Source organism: Streptomyces sp. NPDC085866 (genome assembly GCF_044541035.1).
Classification (GTDB): Bacteria; Actinomycetota; Actinomycetes; order Streptomycetales; family Streptomycetaceae; genus Streptomyces.
This window is the reverse complement of the sequence record NZ_JBITSQ010000005.1, coordinates 321,297-342,753: the sequence shown is the minus strand read 5'-3', so window position 1 is coordinate 342,753 and position 21,457 is coordinate 321,297. Positions and strand designations below refer to the sequence as shown.

The following is a 21,457-nucleotide window of genomic DNA, read 5'->3' as shown; positions in this document are numbered from 1 at the left end:
TTGTTTCCCGCCATATCAAGCCCTGAAACAAGATTTCTGATGTGACTTACGCGACGATGAACCGGCCCGACCTGACCTTCCCGGTCTCGGAGGCGTAGCCTTTATTCCCGCTGTCCATAACCTTGTGAAGCGGAAGAGGGCGGTTGCCGCCGTGTCGCCACAGTCCCCCAGTAACTCGAGCATCTCGACCGATGACCAAGCCGGGAAGAACCCCGCTGCTGCGTTCGGTCCCAATGAGTGGCTCGTCGACGAGATCTATCAGCAGTACCTCCAGGACCCGAACTCGGTAGACCGTGCCTGGTGGGACTTCTTCGCCGACTACAAGCCGGGCGCGCCTGCCGCCGCGGCTCCGGCGGGTACTGCGGCCGCGGGGGCCGCAGGGACCACCACCACGGCTCCCCCGGCCCCGAGCGCGCCCGCGGCTCCCGCCGCCCCCGCGCCCGCCCCTGCGGCCCCGAAGCCCGCCGCCGCGGCTCCGGCCCCCGCTCCCGCGGCACCGGCCGCGGCCCCCGCCCCGGCCAAGCCGGCGACGCCCGCACAGGCGCCCGCTCAGCCGAAGGCCAAGGCCGCGCCCGCCGCAGCGGCCCCGGACGGCCCCGAGCTGATCACGCTGCGCGGCCCGGCCGCCGCGGTCGCGAAGAACATGAACGCCTCGCTGGAGCTGCCGACGGCCACCTCGGTCCGCGCGGTCCCGGTGAAGCTGCTGTTCGACAACCGGATCGTCATCAACAACCACCTGAAGCGCGCCCGGGGCGGGAAGATCTCCTTCACGCACCTGATCGGCTTCGCGATGGTCCAGGCCATCAAGGCCATGCCGTCGATGAACTGGTCGTTCGGCGAGAAGGACGGCAAGCCGACCCTGGTCAAGCCGCCGCACGTCAACCTCGGCCTGGCCATCGACCTGGTGAAGCCCAACGGCGACCGCCAGCTCGTCGTGGCCGCCATCAAGAAGGCCGAGACCCTGAACTTCTTCGAGTTCTGGCAGGCCTACGAGGACATCGTCCGCCGCGCCCGCGACGGCAAGCTGACGATGGACGACTTCACCGGCGTCACGGTCTCCCTGACCAACCCCGGCGGCCTCGGCACCGTCCACTCCGTCCCGCGCCTCATGCCCGGCCAGTCGGTCATCATGGGCGTCGGCTCCATGGACTACCCGGCGGAGTTCCAGGGCACCAGCCAGGACACGCTGAACAAGCTCGGCATCTCGAAGGTCATGACGCTCACGTCGACCTACGACCACCGGGTGATCCAGGGCGCCGCCTCCGGCGAGTTCCTGCGCCAGGTCTCGAACCTGCTGCTGGGCGAGAACGGCTTCTACGACGACATCTTCGAGGCGCTGCGCATCCCCTACGAGCCGGTCCGCTGGCTCAAGGACATCGACGCCTCGCACGACGACGACGTCACCAAGGCCGCCCGCGTCTTCGAGCTGATCCACTCCTACCGGGTCCGCGGCCACGTCATGGCCGACACCGACCCGCTGGAGTACCGCCAGCGCAAGCACCCCGACCTGGACATCGTCGAGCACGGCCTCACCCTGTGGGACCTGGAGCGCGAGTTCGCGGTCGGCGGCTTCGCCGGCAAGTCGATGATGAAGCTGCGCGACATCCTCGGCGTGCTGCGCGACTCGTACTGCCGCACCACCGGCATCGAGTTCATGCACATCCAGGACCCGAAGCAGCGCAAGTGGATCCAGGACCGCGTCGAGCGCCCGCACTCCAAGCCGGAGCGCGAGGAGCAGCTGCGCATCCTGCGCCGCCTGAACGCGGCCGAGGCCTTCGAGACCTTCCTGCAGACGAAGTACGTCGGCCAGAAGCGCTTCTCCCTGGAGGGCGGCGAGTCCGTCATCCCGCTGCTGGACGCGGTCATCGACTCCGCTGCCGAGTCCCGTCTGGACGAGGTCATCATCGGCATGGCCCACCGCGGCCGCCTGAACATCCTCGCCAACATCGTCGGCAAGTCGTACGCCCAGATCTTCCGCGAGTTCGAGGGCAACCTGGACCCGAAGTCGATGCACGGCTCCGGCGACGTGAAGTACCACCTGGGCGCCGAGGGCACCTTCACCGGCCTGGACGGCGAGCAGATCAAGGTGTCGCTGGTCGCGAACCCGTCGCACCTCGAGGCCGTCGACCCGGTCCTGGAGGGCGTCGCCCGCGCCAAGCAGGACATCATCAACAAGGGCGGCACGGACTTCACCGTCCTGCCGGTGGCGATCCACGGCGACGCGGCCTTCGCGGGCCAGGGCGTGGTGGCCGAGACCCTGAACATGTCGCAGCTGCGCGGCTACCGCACCGGCGGCACGGTCCACATCGTCATCAACAACCAGGTCGGCTTCACCGCGGCCCCCGAGTCCTCGCGTTCCTCCATGTACGCGACGGACGTGGCCCGCATGATCGAGGCCCCGATCTTCCACGTGAACGGCGACGACCCGGAGGCCGTCGTGCGCGTCGCGCGGCTCGCCTTCGAGTTCCGCCAGGCGTTCAACAAGGACGTGGTGATCGACCTCATCTGCTACCGCCGCCGCGGTCACAACGAGTCGGACAACCCGGCCTTCACCCAGCCGCTGATGTACGACCTGATCGACAAGAAGCGCTCGGTGCGCAAGCTCTACACCGAGTCCCTGATCGGTCGCGGCGACATCACCCTGGAAGAGGCCGAGCAGGCGCTGCAGGACTACCAGGGCCAGCTGGAGAAGGTCTTCACGGAGGTCCGCGAGGCTACGTCCCAGCCGTCCGCCGGAGTCGTCCAGGAGCCGCAGGACGGCTTCCCGGTCACGGTCCCGACCGCGATCTCCTCGGAGATCGTCAAGCGGATCGCCGAGTCCCAGGTCAACATCCCCGACCACATCACCGTCCACCCGCGTCTGCTGCCGCAGCTGCAGCGCCGGGCGGCCATGGTCGAGGACGGCACGATCGACTGGGGCATGGGCGAGACCCTGGCCATCGGCTCGCTGCTGCTCGAGGGCACCCCGGTCCGCCTGGCGGGCCAGGACTCCCAGCGCGGCACCTTCGGCCAGCGCCACGCGGTCCTGATCGACCGCAGCACCGGCGAGGAGTACACGCCGCTGCAGTACCTCTCCGAGGACCAGGCCCGCCTGAACGTCTACAACTCCCTGCTCTCCGAGTACGCGGCGATGGGCTTCGAGTACGGCTACTCGCTCGCCCGCCCCGACGCGCTGGTGATGTGGGAGGCCCAGTTCGGCGACTTCGTCAACGGCGCGCAGACCGTCGTGGACGAGTTCATCTCGTCGGCCGAGCAGAAGTGGAACCAGACCTCTGGTGTCACCCTGCTCCTCCCGCACGGCTACGAGGGCCAGGGCCCGGACCACTCGTCCGCCCGCCCGGAGCGCTTCCTGCAGCTGTGCGCGCAGAACAACATGACGGTCGCGATGCCCACGCTCCCGTCGAACTACTTCCACCTCCTGCGGTGGCAGGTGCACAACCCGCACCACAAGCCGCTGGTCGTGTTCACCCCGAAGTCGATGCTGCGTCTGAAGGCCGCGGCGTCGAAGGCGGAGGAGTTCACGAGCGGCCAGTTCCGCCCGGTCATCGGCGACGAGTCGATCACCGACCCGGCCGCGGTCAGGAAGGTCGTCTTCTGCGCCGGCAAGGTCTACTACGACCTGGAGGCCGAACGGCAGAAGCGCGGTGTCACGGACACGGCGATCATCCGCATCGAGCGCCTGTACCCGCTGCCGGGTGCCGAGCTCCAGGCGGAGGTCAACAAGTACCCGAACGCCGAGAAGTACCTGTGGGCCCAGGAGGAGCCGGCGAACCAGGGTGCCTGGCCGTTCATCGCGCTCAACCTGATCGACCACCTCGACCTGGCGGTCGGCGCGGACATCCCGGCCGGCGAGCGGCTGCGGCGCATCTCGCGTCCGCACGGCTCGTCCCCGGCGGTGGGCTCCGCCAAGCGCCACCAGGCCGAGCAGGAGCAGCTGGTGCGTGAGGTGTTCGAGGCGTAAGCCTCCGGCAGTTCAGCCGACACTCAGGGCCCGGTACCGAGTTCCGACTCGGTGCCGGGCCCTTCGCCCACCCATGGGGGTGGTCGAGACCGTGCGCGGCTGCGGGCCGTCCGTGGTTGCTCGCGCAGTTCCCCGCGCCCCTTGGGGAACTGCAGTGCAGTCGGCTTCGTAGTGGCACCCCCCGAGCGCGGGCGAGCGAAACTCAACCCCGCCCAGCCACAGCACCGGGCAACCGAAACCCCGGTCAGCCGAGGTACGGCTCGAAGTCCCAGTACGGCCTCGTGCGTTGGCGGGCCGAGATGGTGTGGGGGTGTTGGGCGCCCAGGGTACGGGTGAGGCCGAGCAGGCCGTCGTCCTCCAGTTTCCCGGCCTCCTCGTGTTCACGGGCGGCCCGCAGGTCGGCGGCGAGTGCCACCTGGCCGGAGAGGGTGAGCGGGTGCTCGTGCCCCAGGGTGTGCCGGGCCCGGCGCAGGGTGTCCCGGCTCAGCTCGACGGCGTCGGCGATCCGGCCGTTCAGGTTGCGGGCGCTGGCCGCGTTGAGGGCGCAGCCGAGGACCCAGGGGTGGTCGGCGCCGAGGGTGGCGGTGAGGCCGGCGAGGGCGGACTCGAACATCGACAGGGCCTCTCCCCGCTCACCAGCGGCCTGCATGACCAGGCCGGTGTTGGAGAGCATGCCGGTGGCGACCGGGTGGGCCGGGCCGAGCAGGGCCCGGTAGCCGGCCTCGGCCTCGTCGATCAGCTCACGGGACTGCGAGAGGTCGCCGTGTTCCCGCAGATAGTTGCCGTAGTTGGTGATGAAGGCCAGGGTCCGGTAGTGCTCACGGCCGTGCAGCTGGATCAGCTGCTCCAGCAGGCTGGCCAAGGTCGGACCGACCTCAGGGGCGTGACCGCCCTCGCGGCGTCTGCACATGGCCAGCTGGGCCCGGGCTTCGAGGGTCTGCGGATGCTGCGGGCCGAGCACCTGCACATGGAGGCGTACGACCGGTTCCTGGCGGGCGAGCGCGTCACGGTAGCGGCCCAGCAGCCGCAGGCTGTGGGTGACCGCATTGCCCGAGTTGAGGGTGTTGATGTGTCGCGCGCGCAGCACGCTCTCACGCCTGCCCAGCGTCTCCAGGTCGAGTTCCAGCGCCTCGGCGTAGCGGCCCAGCAGGCGCAGGCCGACACCGAGATTGTGCCGGGCGACCAGGGTGGGGGGCTCGTCCGAACCGAGGAGCCGCTCGTTGCCGTCGAGCACCTCACGCTGCAGGTCGTACGCCTCCTGGTATCGGCCGAGGTTGCGCAGGCCGGATGCCATGGCGCTCTTGGTGACCAGCTCGCCGATCTCGTTGCGCACGGGTGCGGCCTGCAGCCGGTCCAGGACGCCGCGGTGCAGCTCGTAGGCGTCGCGGAACCGGCCGCTGTTGCGGAGCATGTTGCTCTCCTGGGTGGCCAGGTCGAGCATGGGCTGGGCAAGTGGATCCATGAACCGGGACCAGTGAGGGCGCACCTGCTGGGCCAGTTCGAGGCCGCCACTGTACTCCCCGCTGCGCGAGCAGTAACGCAGACAGTTCAGAACCAGTTCCTGGACTCGTGGCTGGCGACTCTCCAGGGCGCCGGAGGGTTCCAGGTGAGGCAGCAGTTCGGCGTAGCGCGGCCAGTTCCTGCTGTCGGCCGGGTTGCCGGGGTCGGCCTCGGCGAGCAGGGTGCGTACCGCCCGTTGGTGCAGGTCCCGGCTGTCTTCGCTGGTCAGCTTGGAGACGATGTCGTGGACGAGACGGTGCATGTGCACGGACTCCTGGTGCGGGCCCATCTCGGCGGCCAGCGGTCCGCGGGTCTCCCGGGTGAGCACGGAGTAGTTGACGAGTGTGTCCAGGGCCCTGGTCCAGGCCGGCAGGTCGGTGGACATCCAGCGCAGTTCCTCGGGCAGTTCGGCCCGCGGGTAGGCGCGGATCAGGCCGAGCGGAATGCGGCCGGGTGCGAACGAGGTGCACAGGCTCAGCACGTCGATGGCCTGCGGCTGGGAGCGGCGCAGGCGGTTGAGCAGTATGGCCCACGAGGTCAGGGAGGAACGCGGGAAGCCCTCGCCGGTGACGGGTTCGTCGACGGTGGACAGCCGCCGTTCCCGCACCATCCGCAGGTACTCGGCCACGTCCATGCCGGACTCGCCGAGCCAGGAGGCGGCCTGCACGAGCGGCAGCGGGACGTCGCCGAACTCGGCGGCCACCTCGTCGGCCTCCGCGGCGCTGATGTGCGGGGCGCGGCGCATCAGGTACGCGGTGGACTCGGCCCGCAGGAAGGAGGGGATCGCAAGGACGTCGGTGTGCTCGCTCCAGGCCCGGTTGCGTGAGGTGATCAGGACATGGCCGGTGCCCTGCGGGAGCAGTGCCGACACGCCTTCGGTGTCGTCCCAACCGTCGAAGACCACCAGCCAGTTGGCGTACGGTTCCCCGCGCCGCAGCGCGTTGCGCACCGCGCGGATGCGCTCTCCGGGCTCGCTGCCGATCCGCAGGCCGAGTTCCACGGCGAGTTCGCCGAGCCGGTCGCGCTGGATGTTGCGGTCGTCGGAGTTGACCCACCACACCAGGTCGTAGTCGGTGCTGAAGCGGTGCGCATACTCGGCGGCGAGCTGGGTCTTGCCGATGCCCGACATGCCGACGAGCGTGCAGGCGGAAGCCCCGCGCTCGGCGTCTGCGAGCCGCTGGTGCAGCTGGTTGAGCAGGTCGTCGCGGCCGGTGAAGCGCGGGTTGCGGCGCGGCACCTCGCCCCAGATCTCGCAGCGCTCGTCGGGGTAGCGGATCTGATCGGGCAGGGGCCGCGGGCGTGGGCGGCGCTCAAGGCCGAGCCGGCTCAGCAGGCGCTCCTCGGCGGCCTCCTCGCTCAGTGCCCACAGGCTGGCCGGTTCCAGGACCGCGGTGGCCGGGAGCAGCGGCCGGTTGGTGAGGTTGACCGCGGCGAAGCGGTCGGCGTGCGCGGCCACGAAACCGCGCAGGGCGTCGTTCCACTCGCCGGGCGGGCGCGGGCCGAGCTCGAAGAACCAGTCGTTGAGGACGAGGAGGACCTTGCCGCTGGACAGCAGCAGGTCGCCGAGCGAGTCCTCCAGGGGCACCTCGCGCGGCGGATCCCAGCGCTGCAGGGTGGCCCGGTGCCCGTGGCGCTCCAGGCACTGCGCGATCCATGCCGCCCATGAGCGGTGGTATCCCGGGAAGACCACGAGAACGTGCTCGTGTGCCGCCGCCCCGGCCTCGCCCGACCGCCGCTGTTCCGCCATCGTCGCTCCCTGTTCCCGCGGCTGCCGCCCTCTCGGGCAGCCGCACACATAACGTAACGCAAAGGCGCCTCTACGGAGCGTTATCCGGATTGCCGGGCGGTCACCCCGAGACTCCCGTGGTGTGCACCCATGCTCCGGACGAACTCCCTTCCCTCGGGGGTCAGTTCATCGGAATCGCTCAGCACGGACAAGGCCTGGCCGACCTGATCCCTGTGTACTTCGAACCGCTCCGCGGCGCGTCGGCCCCAGGTCCAGTCGCCCCCTGGCCCGGTCCGGGCTCTCCACCACAGGTCCATCAGCGCCAGATGCGCGTACGCCCCCTGCAGCACTCCCGAGACGGGCCGCGGATCCTGCCGCCACCCGACCCGGTGCAGGGTGCCGTCGCCGGGCCGCCTCAGGGGGACGAGTTCGTCGAGCACGGCCAGCTTGGTGTGGTGCGTCTCGTGCACCAGCAACTCCACCAGGTCCCGCCGGTCGGCCGGCAGCTGGGTGAGGACGGCGCCGGGAGCGGTGCGCAGCGTCGCGCTCATCGGCGTACCCGCGCCCGCCGGGGGCGTGAGCGGTACGACGGAACGGACCAGCGCCGTCGTCTCGGCGGCCCGGCCGGGATGCGTCGTGACCAGCAGGGCCAGCGCGTCGCGCCAGCGGGTGATCCAGGCGAGGTGGTCGGAGTGCGGGCGCTCGGCCCCGGGCAGGGCCGCCGGGCCGATTCCGCCCGCAGGCACCCGGTACGGGTCCACGTCGTCGAGGACGGCTGCGCCGCCGGGCAGCATGTGCAGCGCGGACCAGGCCGGCGGGCCGTGGGGCACCCGGCGCGGCCCCAGGACCTCCGGTGCCGCTCCGGACAGCAGGACCGTGCCGCCCGCGCTGTCGGTGAGCCGTACGACGCCGGCGCGGCCGCTCAGCCGGGCCGGTCCGGGGGCGCAGCGCAGCAGGCCGATGCCGGGCAGGGACAGGGTGCCCGTCGGCAGCGGGCACGTGGTGGTGAAACGGCACCCCGCCCGGAGCGCGGCGGCGACCGCCACACCGCTCAGCCGGCCCAGCCGTTCCTCGAAGGCCGGACCGTCGGGTGCGGCAAGCAGCTCGGCGAGCCAGGCGCCGGTCGTCGGATAGTCGAGCACCTCACGGACCACCACGGGATCGGCCCGCTCCGCCCGCTCCAGCAGAGCCCAGTCCTCCTCGAAGCGCCGCCGTACCGCGGGCGGCAACGCACCGTGCCGGCGTTCGACGCGGACGAGGAGGGATTTGAGCAGCAGCATCCGGCGGGCATGCAGCGCGGCACGCAGCGCGGCGGTGGCCACGGGCAGCGGCCGGGTCCGCGCCACCTCGGCGAAGATCTCCGGCGTGACCGGCCCGGAGGTCATGCCACGGTGTCCTCACTCCGTAAAGGCCGCCGCGCACGACCGGCCGAAAACGCACGCCCCTCGGGCCCTTCCGGTACGGCGTCGTCGTCCGGGTTGGTGTACCAGACGCGGCGCAGCTCCTCGGGGTCCGCCAATACCCCCTCCACCGCCGCGATCAGCCCCGGGTCGTCCAGGGCCCGCAAAGTCTGCAGGTCGACGTCAGTGAGGTCGGGCGGAACCAGGCCCTCTCCTGTCGTCCGGCCGAGGCCGACCGCCCGTATCCTGTGCTCCCCCACCTCGGCTCCTCCCTGCCCCACGCCCGCCCCGCACGGCCGTGACAGCTGCCCAGTTCTTCCCGACTGGCGGGGAGCAGAAACCCGACCGGGATCAACTCCGGTCAAGCTCACTCGAGTTGTTCCACTCCAGGTTCCAGGGCCACCACGGTGGGGCGGCCTGGCGCCACTCTTCCTCCGGCATCCGCCCGGACCCGCCCGCGGCCGGCTCCTCCGCGGCGCCACGGGTCAGCTCCACGTCCGCCCAGTCGACCTCCCGCAGCGCCGCGACCAGCCGCTGCCACTGGTCTCGGGCCGCCCGATAGGCATTGCGGGCCGCGCCGGGCCGCCCCATCAGCGCGAGCACCGCCCCGCTGCCGTGCCGCGCCCGTGCGGCCGTCACCGAGCCAGGATCGGCGCCGTGGGCGGCGTGCGCCTCCCGCTCGGCGTTCTCGTACGCCTGCAACGCCTCCATCAGCAGCGGCGCGCCGGCGTGATGCCACCCCTCCAGCCGAACCCGCCCCAACTGCAGCCACGCCTCGGCCCGTACGGCCGCGTCGGCCGCCGCGCGCACGGCCTGTCCGAGCAGGTGACGGCTCTCGAACAGGTCGGGCAGGAAGCCGAGATGGCGGAACCGCTGGGCCAGTGCGCTGCCGACCAGGCCCTGCAGCCGCCCGCGCTGGGCGGACCGGGCGGGCAGTGACTTCAGCGCCTCGCGCAGCACGTACTCGGCCCGGTCCACGATGCCCGCGCCGTCCCGCGCCGAGGCCCGCCGCAGCAGCGACTCGCCCCAGGCGGTGAGGAGCTGGCAGCGCAGGGCGCCGTCGGCGGGCGCCAGCAGCGCGGCCTGCTCGTACGTCTCGTCGGCCTCCCCGGCCTCCCCCGCCGCGTCGTGGAAGGCGGCCAGCGCGGCCAGGCAGGGCAGCAGGAGCTCGGGGTCGTCCCCGGCGGCCCGCCGGGCCCGCAGCAGCGCCCGCCGCGTCTCCCCGTCCTCGGCCCCCGACTCCCGCAGGGCCCGCGCCAGATCCAGCAACGCGGGCCCGCGTACGGCATCGGTGGCTCTCTCAACGTCCAGAATCCCGCAGGCTTCCCGCAGCTCCCCGACGGCCGCACCGGGATGCCGCAGGTCGAGCAGAATCCGGCCACGCAGCAACAGCCGGGCGCGGTGGGCGGCGACGGCCCAGGGCACGGAGCCCGCCTCGGCGGCCTGCTGCACCCCGCTCGCCTCCTCCGCCGGGCTGTGGCCCGGACGCCCCTCGGAGTCCGCCGGGGCGGGTCCGGACGCCAAGGGATCGCCGGGGTCGGCACCGGGGCCGTCCGGCTCGGATCCGGGCGCGTCGAATCCGCCGGAGCCGTCCAGCTCGGTGCCCCCGTCCTCCCGTTGCCGCGCCCCGAACCAGGACCGTGCCCGCTCCGTCAGCCCGGCCCAGGGAGCCAGCTCGGGGTCCAGGACGTCCAGGGCGGCCGTGAGGTGGTCGGTCTCGGCGGTCAGCTGCCACAACTCACGTCGGCAGGAGGCGAGTTCCAGGGCCGCCTCGGCCCGTTCGCGGCTGTCGGCGGGGGCCGCCGCGTGGGCCGCGGCGAGTTCGGTCGCGGCCTCGCGCAGCAGTTCGGCGCGCCTCCCCGCCGTATGCGCGGCCGCCGTACCCGCCTCGGCGCGCAGGATGCGGCCTAGGACCAGGTGGGACCGCAGCCCGGCGCCGGGGGCGGTCCCGGTGCCGGGGACGGCTGCCGCGAGGGCCTGTTCGCGGGCGCGGTGCAGCACCTCCGGGTCGGCCAGGTGGTGCCACTGGTCGAGCAGACGCTCGGCCTCGGTCAGCGGGTCGGGCGTGACCAGGTCCGGCAGGTAGAAGCGCAGGACCCGGGCCGGGATACGGGCGAACAGCTCGGCCTCGACGCTGCCGCCGCCCTCCGCCGAGCCGGGGTCCTCGGGCAGGGGCGCGGCTCCGGTGGCCGGGCCGTGGTCGGCGAGCCGGGCCGCGGCGAGGGCGGCGAAGTTGCGGGTGCCCCGGCCGAAGTGCCGTTCCACATAGGCCGAGCAGTGCTTGAGCACGAGGCCGGCCGTGTCCTGGTCGAGGGAGGACAGGAGCAGGTCCTGCACCCGGCCCGAGTAGGCGAAGCAGGGCTGGTCCTCGGTGCCGGGGAGCTGTCGGAGCAGCCCGCCGAGCAGGACCTCGGCCAGTTCCATGGGGCCCGTGTCGGGCAGCATCGCCCGCTGGACCAGTTGCATGACGGGCAGCGTGAGGGGGGCCGCGGCGAGGTAGACGGCCAGGCGCAGGGCGCCGGGTGAGGCTCCGGCGCGGAAGGCGCGCAGCAGGTCGTCGTCGCTGCGCGGTGCCGCCGTGGCGGGGGCGGCCGCAGGGGTCGCGCCCGGGTCGGTGAAGGCCGCCCAGGCACGCTCGCTGGTGGGGCCCGCGCCGCCGAGCAGCCGTGCGAAGGCCTCGAAGGCCTCCGGGGTGGGTTGCAGCACCGGTACGGGCCGGGCGCCCGGCGCCGGTTCCTCCCAGGGCTCGTCGTCGGGCAGGAAGCCGAGGCGGCCGCCGACTTCGGCGGGCCGCAGCAGCAGGCCGGGCTCGGCGGGCAGCGCGGTACGGCCCCACAGACGGGGCGGCAGCGGCTGGACGACGGCCAGCGGGGCGGTACGCGGCCACTGGTGCAGCAGGCGCTGTGCGCTGCCGTTCTGCCACAGCGGGCCCACGCAGTCGCTGATGACGAAGGTGAGCCGGCGGCCGGTGGGGTCGTGCAGCTCGTCGGCGGGGCGCAGCCGGGTGTGCCGGCCGGGCCCCGCGGTCGTACCGATGAGGGGTGCGCCGGAGTCGTCGGCGTACAGGTGGTGGACGCGGACGGAGGAGAACGCGCCGGACTGCTGGCAGGCCTGGCGCAGTTCCTCGACCAGTTGTCCCCAGACGGCCATGGCGGGCCCGGTGTCCATGAGCAGCTGGACGTCGCAGCGCCGGCGGCGGCCGGGCCGGGTGACCGGGAGCAGGATGCCGCTCGCGGCGGCATGGTCGGCGGTGGCCTCCTCGTCGATCGGCTCGTCCTCGGAGCGTGCGGAGGCGATCCGGTAGCGGCCGAGCGCGCGCAGCGCCTTCTCCAGGCCGAGCAGTCCCGGCAGGGCGCCGGCGGCGGGAGCGCGGACGGGGAACGCGGCGGGCGCGGCGGAGTCGGACTGCGGGCGCGGTGTGAGGCCGGGTGTGAGCAGCGGGACCGGGGCTGCGGGGGCGTCCGTCCGGGTCCGGGGCGGTTCGGCGACCGGCGTCTCGGCGGAGTCGGGCGGCAACGGATCCGAGTCGCCGTCGACCTGGCGGGCCGGGGCGGTGCCGGGCGCTCCGGGGGCGTCGCGGGGCGGGGCCGCGCCGAGCCGCCGGGCCAGCCAGACCGCGTCCGCCACGTCCTCCGCGGTGAGGTCGAGCCCGCCCTGGCGCAGCTTGCCGATCAGCTCGTCCAGGCGCATCCCGGGCATCGGGCCATCACCTCGTACGGTCGAGCGGCTGCATGAGCATCTCGGCGATCCGCTCCCGGGTGAGGCTCTGCGCGCGCGGGTCGTGCCGGGTGAGGAAGAGGGCGTTGAGGAGCTGGTCGGCGGCGAGCACCTCGCCGGGTTCGCGCTCCAGGAACCTGCGGATGAGATCCGGGCCGGCCTCGACGCCGTCCGCGCCGAGGTGCGCCTCGACCATGGCGGTGAGCTGCTCCTCGCCGGGCGGGTCCAGCTCCAGCTGGACGCAGCGCCGCAGGAGGGGAGCGGGGAAGTCGCGTTCGCCGTTGGAGGTAAGGACGATCACCGGGAAGGCGGTGCAGGCGATCCGTCCGCCGCGCACGGCGACCCGGTCGCCGTCGTGGTCGAGCACCTCGACGACGGGTTCGCGGTCGGCCAGCCGCTCCAGCTCGGGGATCGAGAACTCGCCTTCCTCCAGGGTGTTGAGCAGGTCGTTGGGCAGGTCGAGGTCGCTCTTGTCGAGTTCGTCGATGAGCAGCACGCGGGGTTGTTCGGCGGGCAGCAGCGCGGTGCCGAGCGGGCCGAGCCGGATGTACGAGCCGATGCCGGGGGCGGCCGTCGCATCCTCGGCGCCGCGGGCGCGCTCCAGCTGGACGTCCTGGAGGCGGCCTATCGCATCGTACCGGTACAGGCCGTCCTGGAGGGTGGTGCGGCTGACGACGGGCCAGCGGAGCACCTTGCCGAGGCCGAGTTCATGGGCGATCGCGTACGCCAGGGTGGACTTGCCCGTGCCCGGGTTGCCGGTCACCAGCAGGGGCCGGCGCAGGTAGAGGGCCGCGTTGACCGCGTCCACCTCGGCCGGCCGGGGCGCGTAGCTCTCGACCAGACGGCGGCGGACGCCGAGCCGGCGGGCGCTGCTGGGGTCCTCCGGGCCGGTCTCCGTGCTCTCCCGGGAGGCCGCGAAGTCGCGCCAGGGCGGCGGTGCCGGCAACCGCAGCATGCCGTCGTGCGGCTGACCCACTCCGCGGTAGATCCGCCAGTCGTTCACCTTGGGCTCCTCCCGGCTCTGGTGATCATGCAGCGGGCCCGGCCGTTCGACGACGAGGCTACCGTCAGGCGGCCGTGTCCGCTCGGGTTCGGGGGGTCCGGCGTTGACTTCCGGCCCACCGAACAGCCTTTCGAATCAAGGGGATTGACGGGGTGTCCGGCGCGGATGCGCGGCCGGTCAGCCGCCGGGGGCGGCCAGCGGCGGCGGTCGCATCGTCTCGGTGCCGTACGGCGGCCGGTCCGGCGGATCGAACAGCACGGCCAGCTTCCCGCGCAGGCCCTGAGCCCGGGCCGACTCGGGGTCGTACAGCCGGATGCGCAGGTCACGCACCGGGCCGTGCAGGCCTTCGGCGTTCCGGGCCATCCCCAGCACATGGGCGGCCTGCCGGTGGAAGTCCTTGCACTCGTCGTGGTCGTGCCGGTCCCGGCGCCAGAGCACCACCGAGTGGCCGGCCATCAGCGCGTCCCTCATCGCCGCCTGCCCCTCCCCGCTGCCGACGGGACCGCAGTAGACCGGAACGCACGTGTCGTCCATCGCCGACAGGGCACCGTAGTAGGGGTACTTGCCCGCGGCACGGGCCGCGGCGGGGTGGCCGTCGGCCGGGGCCCGGCCGTGCAGCGGCTCGTGCACGAGCGGCCCGCCGACCACACCGCGCCGGCGCCTGCGCCACTCGGGCGTGGGCGGACGGTCGTTGCGCAGCACGTCCCGGATGACGACGGTCCGGCGCATCCCGAGCGGCATGGACCGCTCGTCGACGACGTCACCGTCGTCGACGTCCTCGTCCGTGTCCGTCTCCGCGACGGCCTCGGCACCGGGCAGCAACTGCCACTCGTCCACCGGCAGATCGAACAGCTTGCGGGGCAGGAACACCTCGACCGCGGCCAGATGCTCCCCGTGGTCGCCCTGACTGAGCGCCTGGGCCAGCGGTCCGCGCAGCGCCGCGGCCAGCTCCTCGACGCGGACCCCCCGGTCGTCGGCGTCGACCGGGGTGACGTCCAGGCCGTCGTAGATCAGCTGCACGCTCCACGGGTAGCGCCCGTCGTACATGGGCCGGCCCACCTTGACGAGGACATCGGTCCGGGTGGCGGCCGGCCGTACGACGGGCGGGGCCGCCGGCCCGGCGGGCCGCGCGCCGTCGCCGCCCTGGACCTCGACGCCCTCCAGCAGCCCCCGGACGGCCTCGCCCACCGCCCAGTTCCGGTGGCCGTCCGCCTGCCGGCCGAGCCAGCCGGTGAACGCGCTCAGCCGCGCCGGATCCACCTCGCCGGGACGCTCCTGCACGGTCCTGCGGATCACCTTGGCCGCGTACAGGAGGACGGCGTCGAGGTCGACGAGTGTGCCGCCGCCGCCCGGTTCCAGCGTGCGCAGCCCGTACAGCAGCCCGGCGCCCTCACGCCACGTCCGCACGTTCTGCAGCACCAGCGAGAGCAGCCGCTCGCCGCGCACCTGCTCCTTGACCTCCTCCACGAGGTGGACGATCTCCCCCGCTCCGGCGGGCGGCGGCAGCTCGGCGAGATGGCCGTAGAGCCGGGTGCGGAGGTCGGCGGTGATCCCGGAAGCGGGGGGCGCTAGGGCGGGCAGGCCGGCCTGGAGCGCGGTCCAGTCGGCGTACGGCGACGGGTCGTCGAGGAGGCGGAGGTGGTGCAGGTCGTGTGCGCGCAGGACCTCGTGCAGGACGGCGGGGCCCTCGCGCGGGTCCGGCAGCTCGTGCAGTGCAGCGACCGGGACGGCAACCCCCTCCTCCCGGCGGCGCCCCTTGATCACGCCGATGACCGACCCGTGCCGCAGATCCAGGACGGGCCCGCCGGACAGCCCGCCGATCGGCAGACTGCCGCCGAGCAGCAGCGCCCGCGCGTCGGAGCCCGCCAGTTCGCCGGTGCCGTGCCGGATGCCCAGCTCGCCGGTCTGCACGGACCAGCCGTACAGCCCGATCGGGGCGCGGGCGACCGGCTCCCGGTCGCTCAGCCAGAGACAGCGCACGTCGTCCGCGCCGCTGACGCGGACGAGCGCGAGGTCGGGGAACGGCCAGGGATCACGGAACGACTCAGGGGTCTCGGGCCGTGGCGCGAGGAGTTCGGCCGTCCCGGCGCCGGTGCGCTCCTCCCAGGTGCCGGCAGCGGTGCGCTCCTGCCAGGTCACGCGTATGGCGCTCTCCCCTCGGCACACCGCGGCTCCCCCCTTCCCCACGACGTGGGCGCAGGTCAACAGCCAGCCCGGGGCGATGAAGAACCCCGACCCCCAGTACAGGTCACGGTCCGTTGCATACCCGTCACTTGGTGCGCCGATGCGTGCGAGGGAGGGGCGCACCATCTCGTCGAAGGCGCTCATACGGTGCCGGAGTCCGGGGACCGGGGCGGTACGACGGCACCGCCGGGCGCCGCGGGATCCGTGCCGTCCGCCGTCGTGGGCGGTTCGGTCCAGGTCAGGGACACCGTGAGGGAGGACTTGCCGCCGCCCTCCGCGATGGCGCTCACGATCTTGCCTGCCTGCGCCGTCAGTTCGATTCCGAAGCTGACGGACACCTCGACCGGGGCGGGTGTGTCCAGACCGGCGCGCAGAGAGCGCACGACGCCCCCGACCGTGCCGGCGAGGCCGCCCGCCATGTCGATGACCCGGTCCCCGAACCCGGTGTCCCAGTACGTGCCGTCGTCCAGCGCCTCCTCGTCGGCCGCGCCGAGCCTGGCCCAGACGACGGTTCCGTCGTCGAGCCGTATGCGTTCGACCCCTCCACCCATGACGCCCCCGTTCGCTGAATGGGAGGAGAAGGCTAACTCCGGAAAAAGCGACAGGGGAGGGTCATCGGACGAGAAGGCCGATGATCGCCCCTACTGTGACGGAAGTGACCGCTGCCGCCTACTCGTCGTCCTCGTCGTCGAGCCGCGCGAGCCAGGTCGCGAGCCGCTCGACGGGCACCTCGAAGTCCGGGTTCAGATCCACGAACGTGCGCAGCTGCTCGGCAAGCCACTCGAACGTGACCTCTTCCTCGCCGCGCCGCTTCTCCAACTCCTCGATCCCGCGGTCGGTGAAGTACATGGGCTGCCTTTCCTGCGTGTACGTAGCTCAGGGACAGCCTATGCAACGGGGAACAGTCGCGTCCCGTGCACCCACGCAGCACCGCGCCCCAGCGGATGAGCAACCCGTGCCCGCGCACCCTTTCGTACGCCGGCCCCGGCGCCCCATGCGCCAGGAACAACACGAAAAGGTGCCTTGACTTTCGACGACCGCGATATATCGTGTTTGACAGAAGACGCGATATGGCGCGTCGCGGCAGCGCGACCGTGCCCCGCCGAGGAGGCTCCCCATGTCCGAGTGGTCCGTCGCCGAGCCGCAGAAGCTCACCTTCGACACCCCCGTGAGCGACCTGCATGTGCGCATCGTCAACGGAACGGTGAACGTCGTGGGCACGGACGAAGGTTCGGCCCGCCTCGAGGTCTCGGACATCGAGGGCCCGCCCCTGACCGTCACACAGGAGGGCGGCATCCTCACGGTGGCCTACGAGGACCTGCCCTGGAAGGGCTTCCTCAAGTGGCTCGACCGCAAGGGCTGGCGGCGCAGTGCGGTCGTCTCCCTCGCGGTCCCCGCCGGCACGCGCGTGGAGGTGGGCGTGGTCGGCGCCGGCGCCGTCGTCTCCGGCCTCAGCGGCCCCTCGGTGATCAAGGGCGTCAACGGCGACACGACCCTCGTCGGCCTCTCCGGCCCGGTCCGCGCCGACACCGTGTCCGGGAGCCTGGAGGCCCAGGCCGTCACGGGCGACCTGCGGTTCAACTCGGTCTCGGGCGACCTGACCGTGGTCGAGGGCTCGGGCCCCTCCGTCCGCGCCGACTCCGTCAGCGGCTCCATGATCATCGACCTGGACCCGGACGGCCCCACCGACGTCCGCCTGACCAGCGTCTCCGGCGAGATCGCCATCCGCCTGCCGCACCCGGCGGACGCGGACGTGGAGGCGAACACCGCGAGCGGCACGATCTCCAACGCCTTCGACGGCCTGCGGGTGCACGGCCAGTGGGGTGCCCACAAGATCACCGGCCGTCTCGGCGCGGGCAACGGCAGACTCCGGGCCACCACGGTCTCCGGGTCCATCGCCCTGCTGCGCCGGCCGCCGGGCGAGGACGAGCACGACACCCCGTGGGAGGCGGCGCCGCCCGCCGGTCCTGTGGCCACCGGGACACCGGCCGACCCGGCGGCCGGACCCGGGGCCGCCCCGGGGGACAATTCCGTCTCCGGCCAGGGCTCCGACGCCCCCGGTGACCCGGCCGACGGCACGACCGACAAGAAGGTGCTCTGACATGCCCCCCGTCTTCGCCCACGGCCGCCTCCGCCTCTATCTGCTCAAGCTGCTCGACGAGGCCCCGCGCCACGGCTACGAGGTGATAAGGCTCCTCGAAGAGCGCTTCCAGGGCCTGTACGCCCCTTCGGCGGGCACGGTCTACCCCCGCCTGGCCAAGCTGGAGGCCGAGGGGCTGGTCACGCACACCACCGAGGGCGGCCGCAAGGTGTACGCCATCACGGACGCCGGCCGCGCCGAACTGGCCGACCGCAGCGGCGAACTCGCCGACCTGGAGCTGGAGATCCGCGAGTCCGTCGCCGAACTCGCCGCCGAGATAAAGGCGGACGTGCGCGGCGCGGCGGGCGACCTGCGGCGCGAGGTGCGCGCGGCCGCCTCCGAGGCCCGTCGGGGCGCCAGGGCGGGCGGCGGCGAGGCGGGCCCCTTCGCGGAGTACGGCGACCTCACCGAGAAGGAGGCCTGGCGGACCGCCAAGGAGGAGATGCGCCGGGTCAAGCAGGAGTGGAAGGAACAGGCCCGCCGCGCCAAGGACGAGAGCCGCCGGGCCCGCGAGGAGGCCCAGCGGGCCCGCCACCAGGCCCAGGAGGCCCAGGCGCGGGCGCGGGCCCAGGCCCAGGAGGAGATGCAGCGCATCGCCCGCCACGTCCAGGAGCGGGTGCAGGACCACTTCGCGCGCGGCGACTGGCCGACCGGCGTACGGGAGGGCCTGACCGAACTGGCCAAGGAGTTCGGCGAGTTCGGGAAGGACTACGGGAAGGAGTTCGGCAGGGACCGGGGCTTCGGCCGCGCCGCCGGGGAGCCGGGCCAGGGCGCCCGCAAGCCGGCCCCCGCGCCGGGACCGGACTACTCCACCACCCCGGCGGACTTCCCGGCCGAGTACGAGCCGTCCTGGGCCCACGAGGACGGCACCGGCGACCCCACCCGCGACCTGGACCGCCTGCTCGACCGCTTCCGCGACGACATCCGCGACGCGGCCCGCGACCACGGAGTCACCGCCGACCAGCTCCGCGACGCCCGCCGCCACCTGTCGACGGCGGCGGCCCACATCGGGGCGCTGCTGCGCGGCCCGAAGGTCTGACCCACCCGGGGCGACCCGGCGGCGCGCCCCGGACACCCGGGACGCGCCGCCGGACCGAGAAGCCTCGGCCGCACCTCGGCGGCCGCGGCACGTCAGCCGTTGGTCAGGACGATCTTCCCGAACTGGTCGCCGGACTCCAGCCGTTCGAAGCCCTCGCGGGCCCGGTCCAGGGGCAGCACCTCGTCGATGACGGGCCGAACGCCGGTGGCGGCACAGAAGGAGAGCAGGTCCTCCAGCTCCTCCTTGGTGCCCATGGTGGAGCCGACGACCTTCAGCTCCAGGAAGAAGATCCGGGTCAGCTCGGCGTGCGAGGGACGGTCACCGCTGGTGGCACCGGAGATGACGATCGTTCCGCCGGGCCGCAGGGACTTCACCGAGTGGGACCAGGTGGCGGCGCCGACGGTCTCGATGACGGCGTCCACCCGCTGCGGCAGCCGGGCCCCCGGCTCCACCGCCTCGACCGCGCCCAGTTCCAGGGCCCGCTTCCGCTTCGCCTCGTCCCGGCTGGTGGCGAAGACCCGCAGACCGGCCGCCCTGCCCAGCACGATCGCGGCCGTGGCGACACCGCCGCCCGCGCCCTGCACGAGGACCGAGTCACCGGGTCGTACCCCGGCGTTGGTGAACAGCATCCGGTACGCCGTCAGCCACGCGGTCGGCAAACAGGCGGCCTCCGCGAAGGACAGCTCCTTCGGCTTGGGCAGGACGTTCCAGGTCGGCACGGCGACCTGCTCGGCGAAGGTGCCCTGGTAGCGCTCGGTGAGGATGGAACGCGGCTCCTTGGGGCCGACGCCGTGACCGGTCTGGCCGATGACGGAGTGCAGGACGACCTCGTTGCCGTCCTCGTCGATCCCGGCGGCGTCGCAGCCGAGGATCATCGGCAGCCGTTCCTCCGGGAGTCCGACGCCCCGCAGGGACCAGAGGTCGTGGTGGTTGAGGGAGGCGGCCCGCACAGTGATCGTGCTCCAGCCGGGCCGGGCCTCGGGGGCCGGACGCTCCCCCAACTCAAGGCCGGAGAGCGGCTGGTCGCGGTCGATTCGGGCGGCGTAGGCAGCGAACATGGGCTCGACGATAGGTGCGCTGTGCAGCTGACGGAACTGCACGGCGCTGTGACACATGCCCTCTTGCGTGACGGCACCCGTGCGGCGCAGCCCGGCACCCCCGCCCGAGCGGGCGCCCTCGCGGCACCCGAACGGGCGGGCGGGTGCGCAAAGAAAATGGCCCCGCCCGAACGGGCGGGGCCATTCGGCGCAACGTCAGCGACGCGCAACGCCCTCGGCACGAGCAGCGGCAGCAACCGCCGCGGTCACGGCCGGAGCAACCCGCTCGTCGAACGGCGACGGGATGACGTAGTCGGCGGCGAGGTCGTCCCCGACCACAGAGGCCAGCGCCTCCGCGGCAGCGATCTTCATGCCCTCGGTGATCCGAGTGGCCCGCACCTGCAGCGCCCCCGCGAAGATGCCCGGGAAGGCCAGCACGTTGTTGATCTGGTTCGGGAAGTCCGAGCGCCCGGTCGCGACGACCGCCGCGTACTTGTGGGCCACATCGGGGTGGACCTCCGGGTTCGGGTTGGCCATCGCGAACACGAAGGCGCCCTCCGCCATGGAGGCCACGGCCTCCTCCGGGACCGTACCGCCGGAGACGCCGATGAAGACGTCGGCGCCCGCGAGGGCGTCCTCCAGCGAGCCGGTGATGCCGGCCTTGTTGGTGAAACCGGCCAGCTCGCGCTTGACCGACGTCAGGTCCTCACGGTCCGCCGACACGACACCCTTGCGGTCCGCCACCGCCACGTCCCCGATGCCGGCCTCGACCAGCATCTTGGCGATGGCGACACCGGCCGCGCCGGCGCCCGAGATGACGGCCCGCAGCTGCCCGATCTCGCGCCCGCTCAGCCGCGCCGCGTTCCGCAGCGCCGCGAGGGTCACGACGGCCGTGCCGTGCTGGTCGTCGTGGAAGACCGGGATGTCGAGCCGCTCCTGGAGCTGCTTCTCGATCTCGAAGCACCGGGGTGCCGAGATGTCCTCCAGGTTCACTCCGCCGAAGGAGGGAGCGAGCCGGACCACGGTCTCGACGATCTCGTCCACGCCCGTGCAGTCGAGCGCGATCGGCACCGCGTCGACACCACCGAACTGCTTGAACAGGATCGCCTTGCCCTCCATCACGGGGAGGGAGGCCTGGGGACCGATGTCCCCGAGCCCGAGCACGGCCGTACCGTCGGTCACGACGGCCACCACGGAGGACTTCCAGGTGTAGTCGTTGACCAGGTCCGGCTGCTCCGCGATCGCGGTGCACACGCGCGCGACGCCGGGCGTGTACGCGAGGGAAAGGTCGTCCTTGTCGCGGATCGGCACGGTGGCCTGCACGGCCATCTTGCCGCCACGGTGCAGCGCGAACGCCGGATCGAAGGAATCGAGGGGCTCGGCCCCGTCCTGATCCGTACTGCTGTCGCTGCGAGGATTGACGATCTCCGCTGCCACTTTGTTTTACCCCTTAGGTATGCATGGTTTGAGGGTCGACCACTCCTGGTGAGGGGTGGGCGGGCACCGCGTAAGGCCCGATTGCTGATACGTACGAGCACATACGCGACGGGCGCGCCGCACACGCGCCCTGAGCCCCGGATGAGGGGTGTAAAGAACCTTCTTACCGGACGGACGGCGCTCACGACGAGTCCATTAGGTGCAAGGTCACATCTCGCGACCAGAAGGCCACACGTGGATGACACGCGGCTGACACGAGTACGACACGGATGTGACTCGTGGGTAACTCGGACCTGATCGATCATCCGCGCAA

At 72.6% G+C, this 21,457-nt stretch carries 13 protein-coding genes; 3 read left to right on the top strand and 10 right to left on the bottom strand.

Annotation, left to right across the window (positions count from 1 at the left end):
- The first annotated feature begins 151 nt into the window (after nucleotides 1-151).
- On the top strand, nucleotides 152-3,961 hold the full coding sequence (locus tag ACIF83_RS14615) for a multifunctional oxoglutarate decarboxylase/oxoglutarate dehydrogenase thiamine pyrophosphate-binding subunit/dihydrolipoyllysine-residue succinyltransferase subunit (protein ID WP_393469150.1): 3,810 nt from the start codon (nucleotides 152-154) through the stop codon (nucleotides 3,959-3,961).
- A 244-nt stretch (nucleotides 3,962-4,205) separates the two neighbouring features.
- Here ACIF83_RS14615 and fxsT read toward each other — a convergent pair whose 3' ends face one another.
- The 8 genes from fxsT to ACIF83_RS14575 form a co-directional block, all read right to left on the bottom strand.
- Complete coding sequence (fxsT, locus tag ACIF83_RS14610) at nucleotides 4,206-7,208, bottom strand: FxSxx-COOH system tetratricopeptide repeat protein (RefSeq protein ID WP_399726780.1); 3,003 nt, start codon at nucleotides 7,206-7,208, stop codon at nucleotides 4,206-4,208.
- 80 nt (nucleotides 7,209-7,288) lie between these two features.
- Nucleotides 7,289-8,572 carry an HEXXH motif domain-containing protein gene (locus ACIF83_RS14605; protein ID WP_399726777.1) on the bottom strand — a complete coding sequence of 428 codons (1,284 nt, stop codon included), beginning with the start codon at nucleotides 8,570-8,572 and terminating at the stop codon, nucleotides 7,289-7,291.
- The gene (locus ACIF83_RS14600; protein WP_399726774.1) at nucleotides 8,569-8,847 is read right to left on the bottom strand and encodes a hypothetical protein; all 279 of its coding nucleotides are present in this window, start codon (nucleotides 8,845-8,847) and stop codon (nucleotides 8,569-8,571) included. The genes ACIF83_RS14605 and ACIF83_RS14600 overlap by 4 nt, the downstream gene beginning before the upstream one ends.
- A 91-nt stretch (nucleotides 8,848-8,938) precedes the next feature.
- Nucleotides 8,939-12,286, bottom strand: a complete 3,348-nt coding sequence (locus ACIF83_RS14595; protein ID WP_399726772.1) for an SAV_2336 N-terminal domain-related protein — start codon at nucleotides 12,284-12,286, stop codon at nucleotides 8,939-8,941.
- A 7-nt stretch (nucleotides 12,287-12,293) separates the two neighbouring features.
- The gene (locus ACIF83_RS14590; RefSeq protein ID WP_393469135.1) at nucleotides 12,294-13,307 is read right to left on the bottom strand and encodes an AAA family ATPase; all 1,014 of its coding nucleotides are present in this window, start codon (nucleotides 13,305-13,307) and stop codon (nucleotides 12,294-12,296) included.
- A gap of 177 nt (nucleotides 13,308-13,484) precedes the next feature.
- The gene (locus ACIF83_RS14585; protein WP_399726768.1) at nucleotides 13,485-15,635 is read right to left on the bottom strand and encodes a trypsin-like peptidase domain-containing protein; all 2,151 of its coding nucleotides are present in this window, start codon (nucleotides 15,633-15,635) and stop codon (nucleotides 13,485-13,487) included.
- Complete coding sequence (locus tag ACIF83_RS14580) at nucleotides 15,632-16,042, bottom strand: CU044_2847 family protein (protein WP_398137580.1); 411 nt, start codon at nucleotides 16,040-16,042, stop codon at nucleotides 15,632-15,634. The genes ACIF83_RS14585 and ACIF83_RS14580 overlap by 4 nt, the downstream gene beginning before the upstream one ends.
- Before the next feature lie 118 nt (nucleotides 16,043-16,160).
- Nucleotides 16,161-16,340 (bottom strand): DUF6104 family protein, encoded by a 180-nt coding sequence (locus ACIF83_RS14575; RefSeq protein ID WP_003992906.1) that lies wholly within the window; start codon nucleotides 16,338-16,340, stop codon nucleotides 16,161-16,163.
- A gap of 268 nt (nucleotides 16,341-16,608) precedes the next feature.
- Between ACIF83_RS14575 and ACIF83_RS14570 the strand changes: the two genes are divergently transcribed.
- Nucleotides 16,609-17,592: a DUF4097 domain-containing protein gene (locus ACIF83_RS14570; protein WP_393469126.1), complete on the top strand. Its 984-nt coding sequence runs from the start codon at nucleotides 16,609-16,611 to the stop codon at nucleotides 17,590-17,592.
- A 1-nt stretch (nucleotide 17,593) separates the two neighbouring features.
- Nucleotides 17,594-18,670, top strand: a complete 1,077-nt coding sequence (locus tag ACIF83_RS14565; protein ID WP_393469123.1) for a PadR family transcriptional regulator — start codon at nucleotides 17,594-17,596, stop codon at nucleotides 18,668-18,670.
- Nucleotides 18,671-18,762: 92 nt separating this feature from the next.
- On the opposite strand, the gene ACIF83_RS14560 is transcribed toward ACIF83_RS14565, so the two are convergent.
- Both ACIF83_RS14560 and ACIF83_RS14555 read right to left on the bottom strand, forming a co-directional pair.
- Entirely contained in the window at nucleotides 18,763-19,728 is a 966-nt protein-coding gene (locus ACIF83_RS14560; RefSeq protein WP_393469121.1) for a zinc-binding dehydrogenase, read from the bottom strand.
- 195 nt (nucleotides 19,729-19,923) lie between these two features.
- Nucleotides 19,924-21,144, bottom strand: coding sequence for an NADP-dependent malic enzyme (locus ACIF83_RS14555; RefSeq protein WP_393469118.1), 1,221 nt, complete (start codon nucleotides 21,142-21,144; stop codon nucleotides 19,924-19,926).
- Nucleotides 21,145-21,457 lie beyond the last annotated feature (313 nt).

Excerpts from the sequence above, each read along its gene's own strand:
- ACIF83_RS14605 (WP_399726777.1), bottom strand. The coding sequence starts at position 8,572 with ATGACCTCCGGGCCGGTCACGCCGGAGATCTTCGCCGAGGTGGCGCGG.
- ACIF83_RS14580 (WP_398137580.1), bottom strand. The coding sequence starts at position 16,042 with ATGGGTGGAGGGGTCGAACGCATACGGCTCGACGACGGAACCGTCGTC.
- ACIF83_RS14585 (WP_399726768.1), bottom strand. The coding sequence starts at position 15,635 with ATGAGCGCCTTCGACGAGATGGTGCGCCCCTCCCTCGCACGCATCGGC.
- fxsT (WP_399726780.1), bottom strand. The coding sequence starts at position 7,208 with ATGGCGGAACAGCGGCGGTCGGGCGAGGCCGGGGCGGCGGCACACGAG.
- ACIF83_RS14570 (WP_393469126.1), top strand. The coding sequence starts at position 16,609 with ATGTCCGAGTGGTCCGTCGCCGAGCCGCAGAAGCTCACCTTCGACACC.
- ACIF83_RS14575 (WP_003992906.1), bottom strand. The coding sequence starts at position 16,340 with ATGTACTTCACCGACCGCGGGATCGAGGAGTTGGAGAAGCGGCGCGGC.
- ACIF83_RS14595 (WP_399726772.1), bottom strand. The coding sequence starts at position 12,286 with ATGCCCGGGATGCGCCTGGACGAGCTGATCGGCAAGCTGCGCCAGGGC.
- ACIF83_RS14565 (WP_393469123.1), top strand. The coding sequence starts at position 17,594 with ATGCCCCCCGTCTTCGCCCACGGCCGCCTCCGCCTCTATCTGCTCAAG.
- ACIF83_RS14560 (WP_393469121.1), bottom strand. The coding sequence starts at position 19,728 with ATGTTCGCTGCCTACGCCGCCCGAATCGACCGCGACCAGCCGCTCTCC.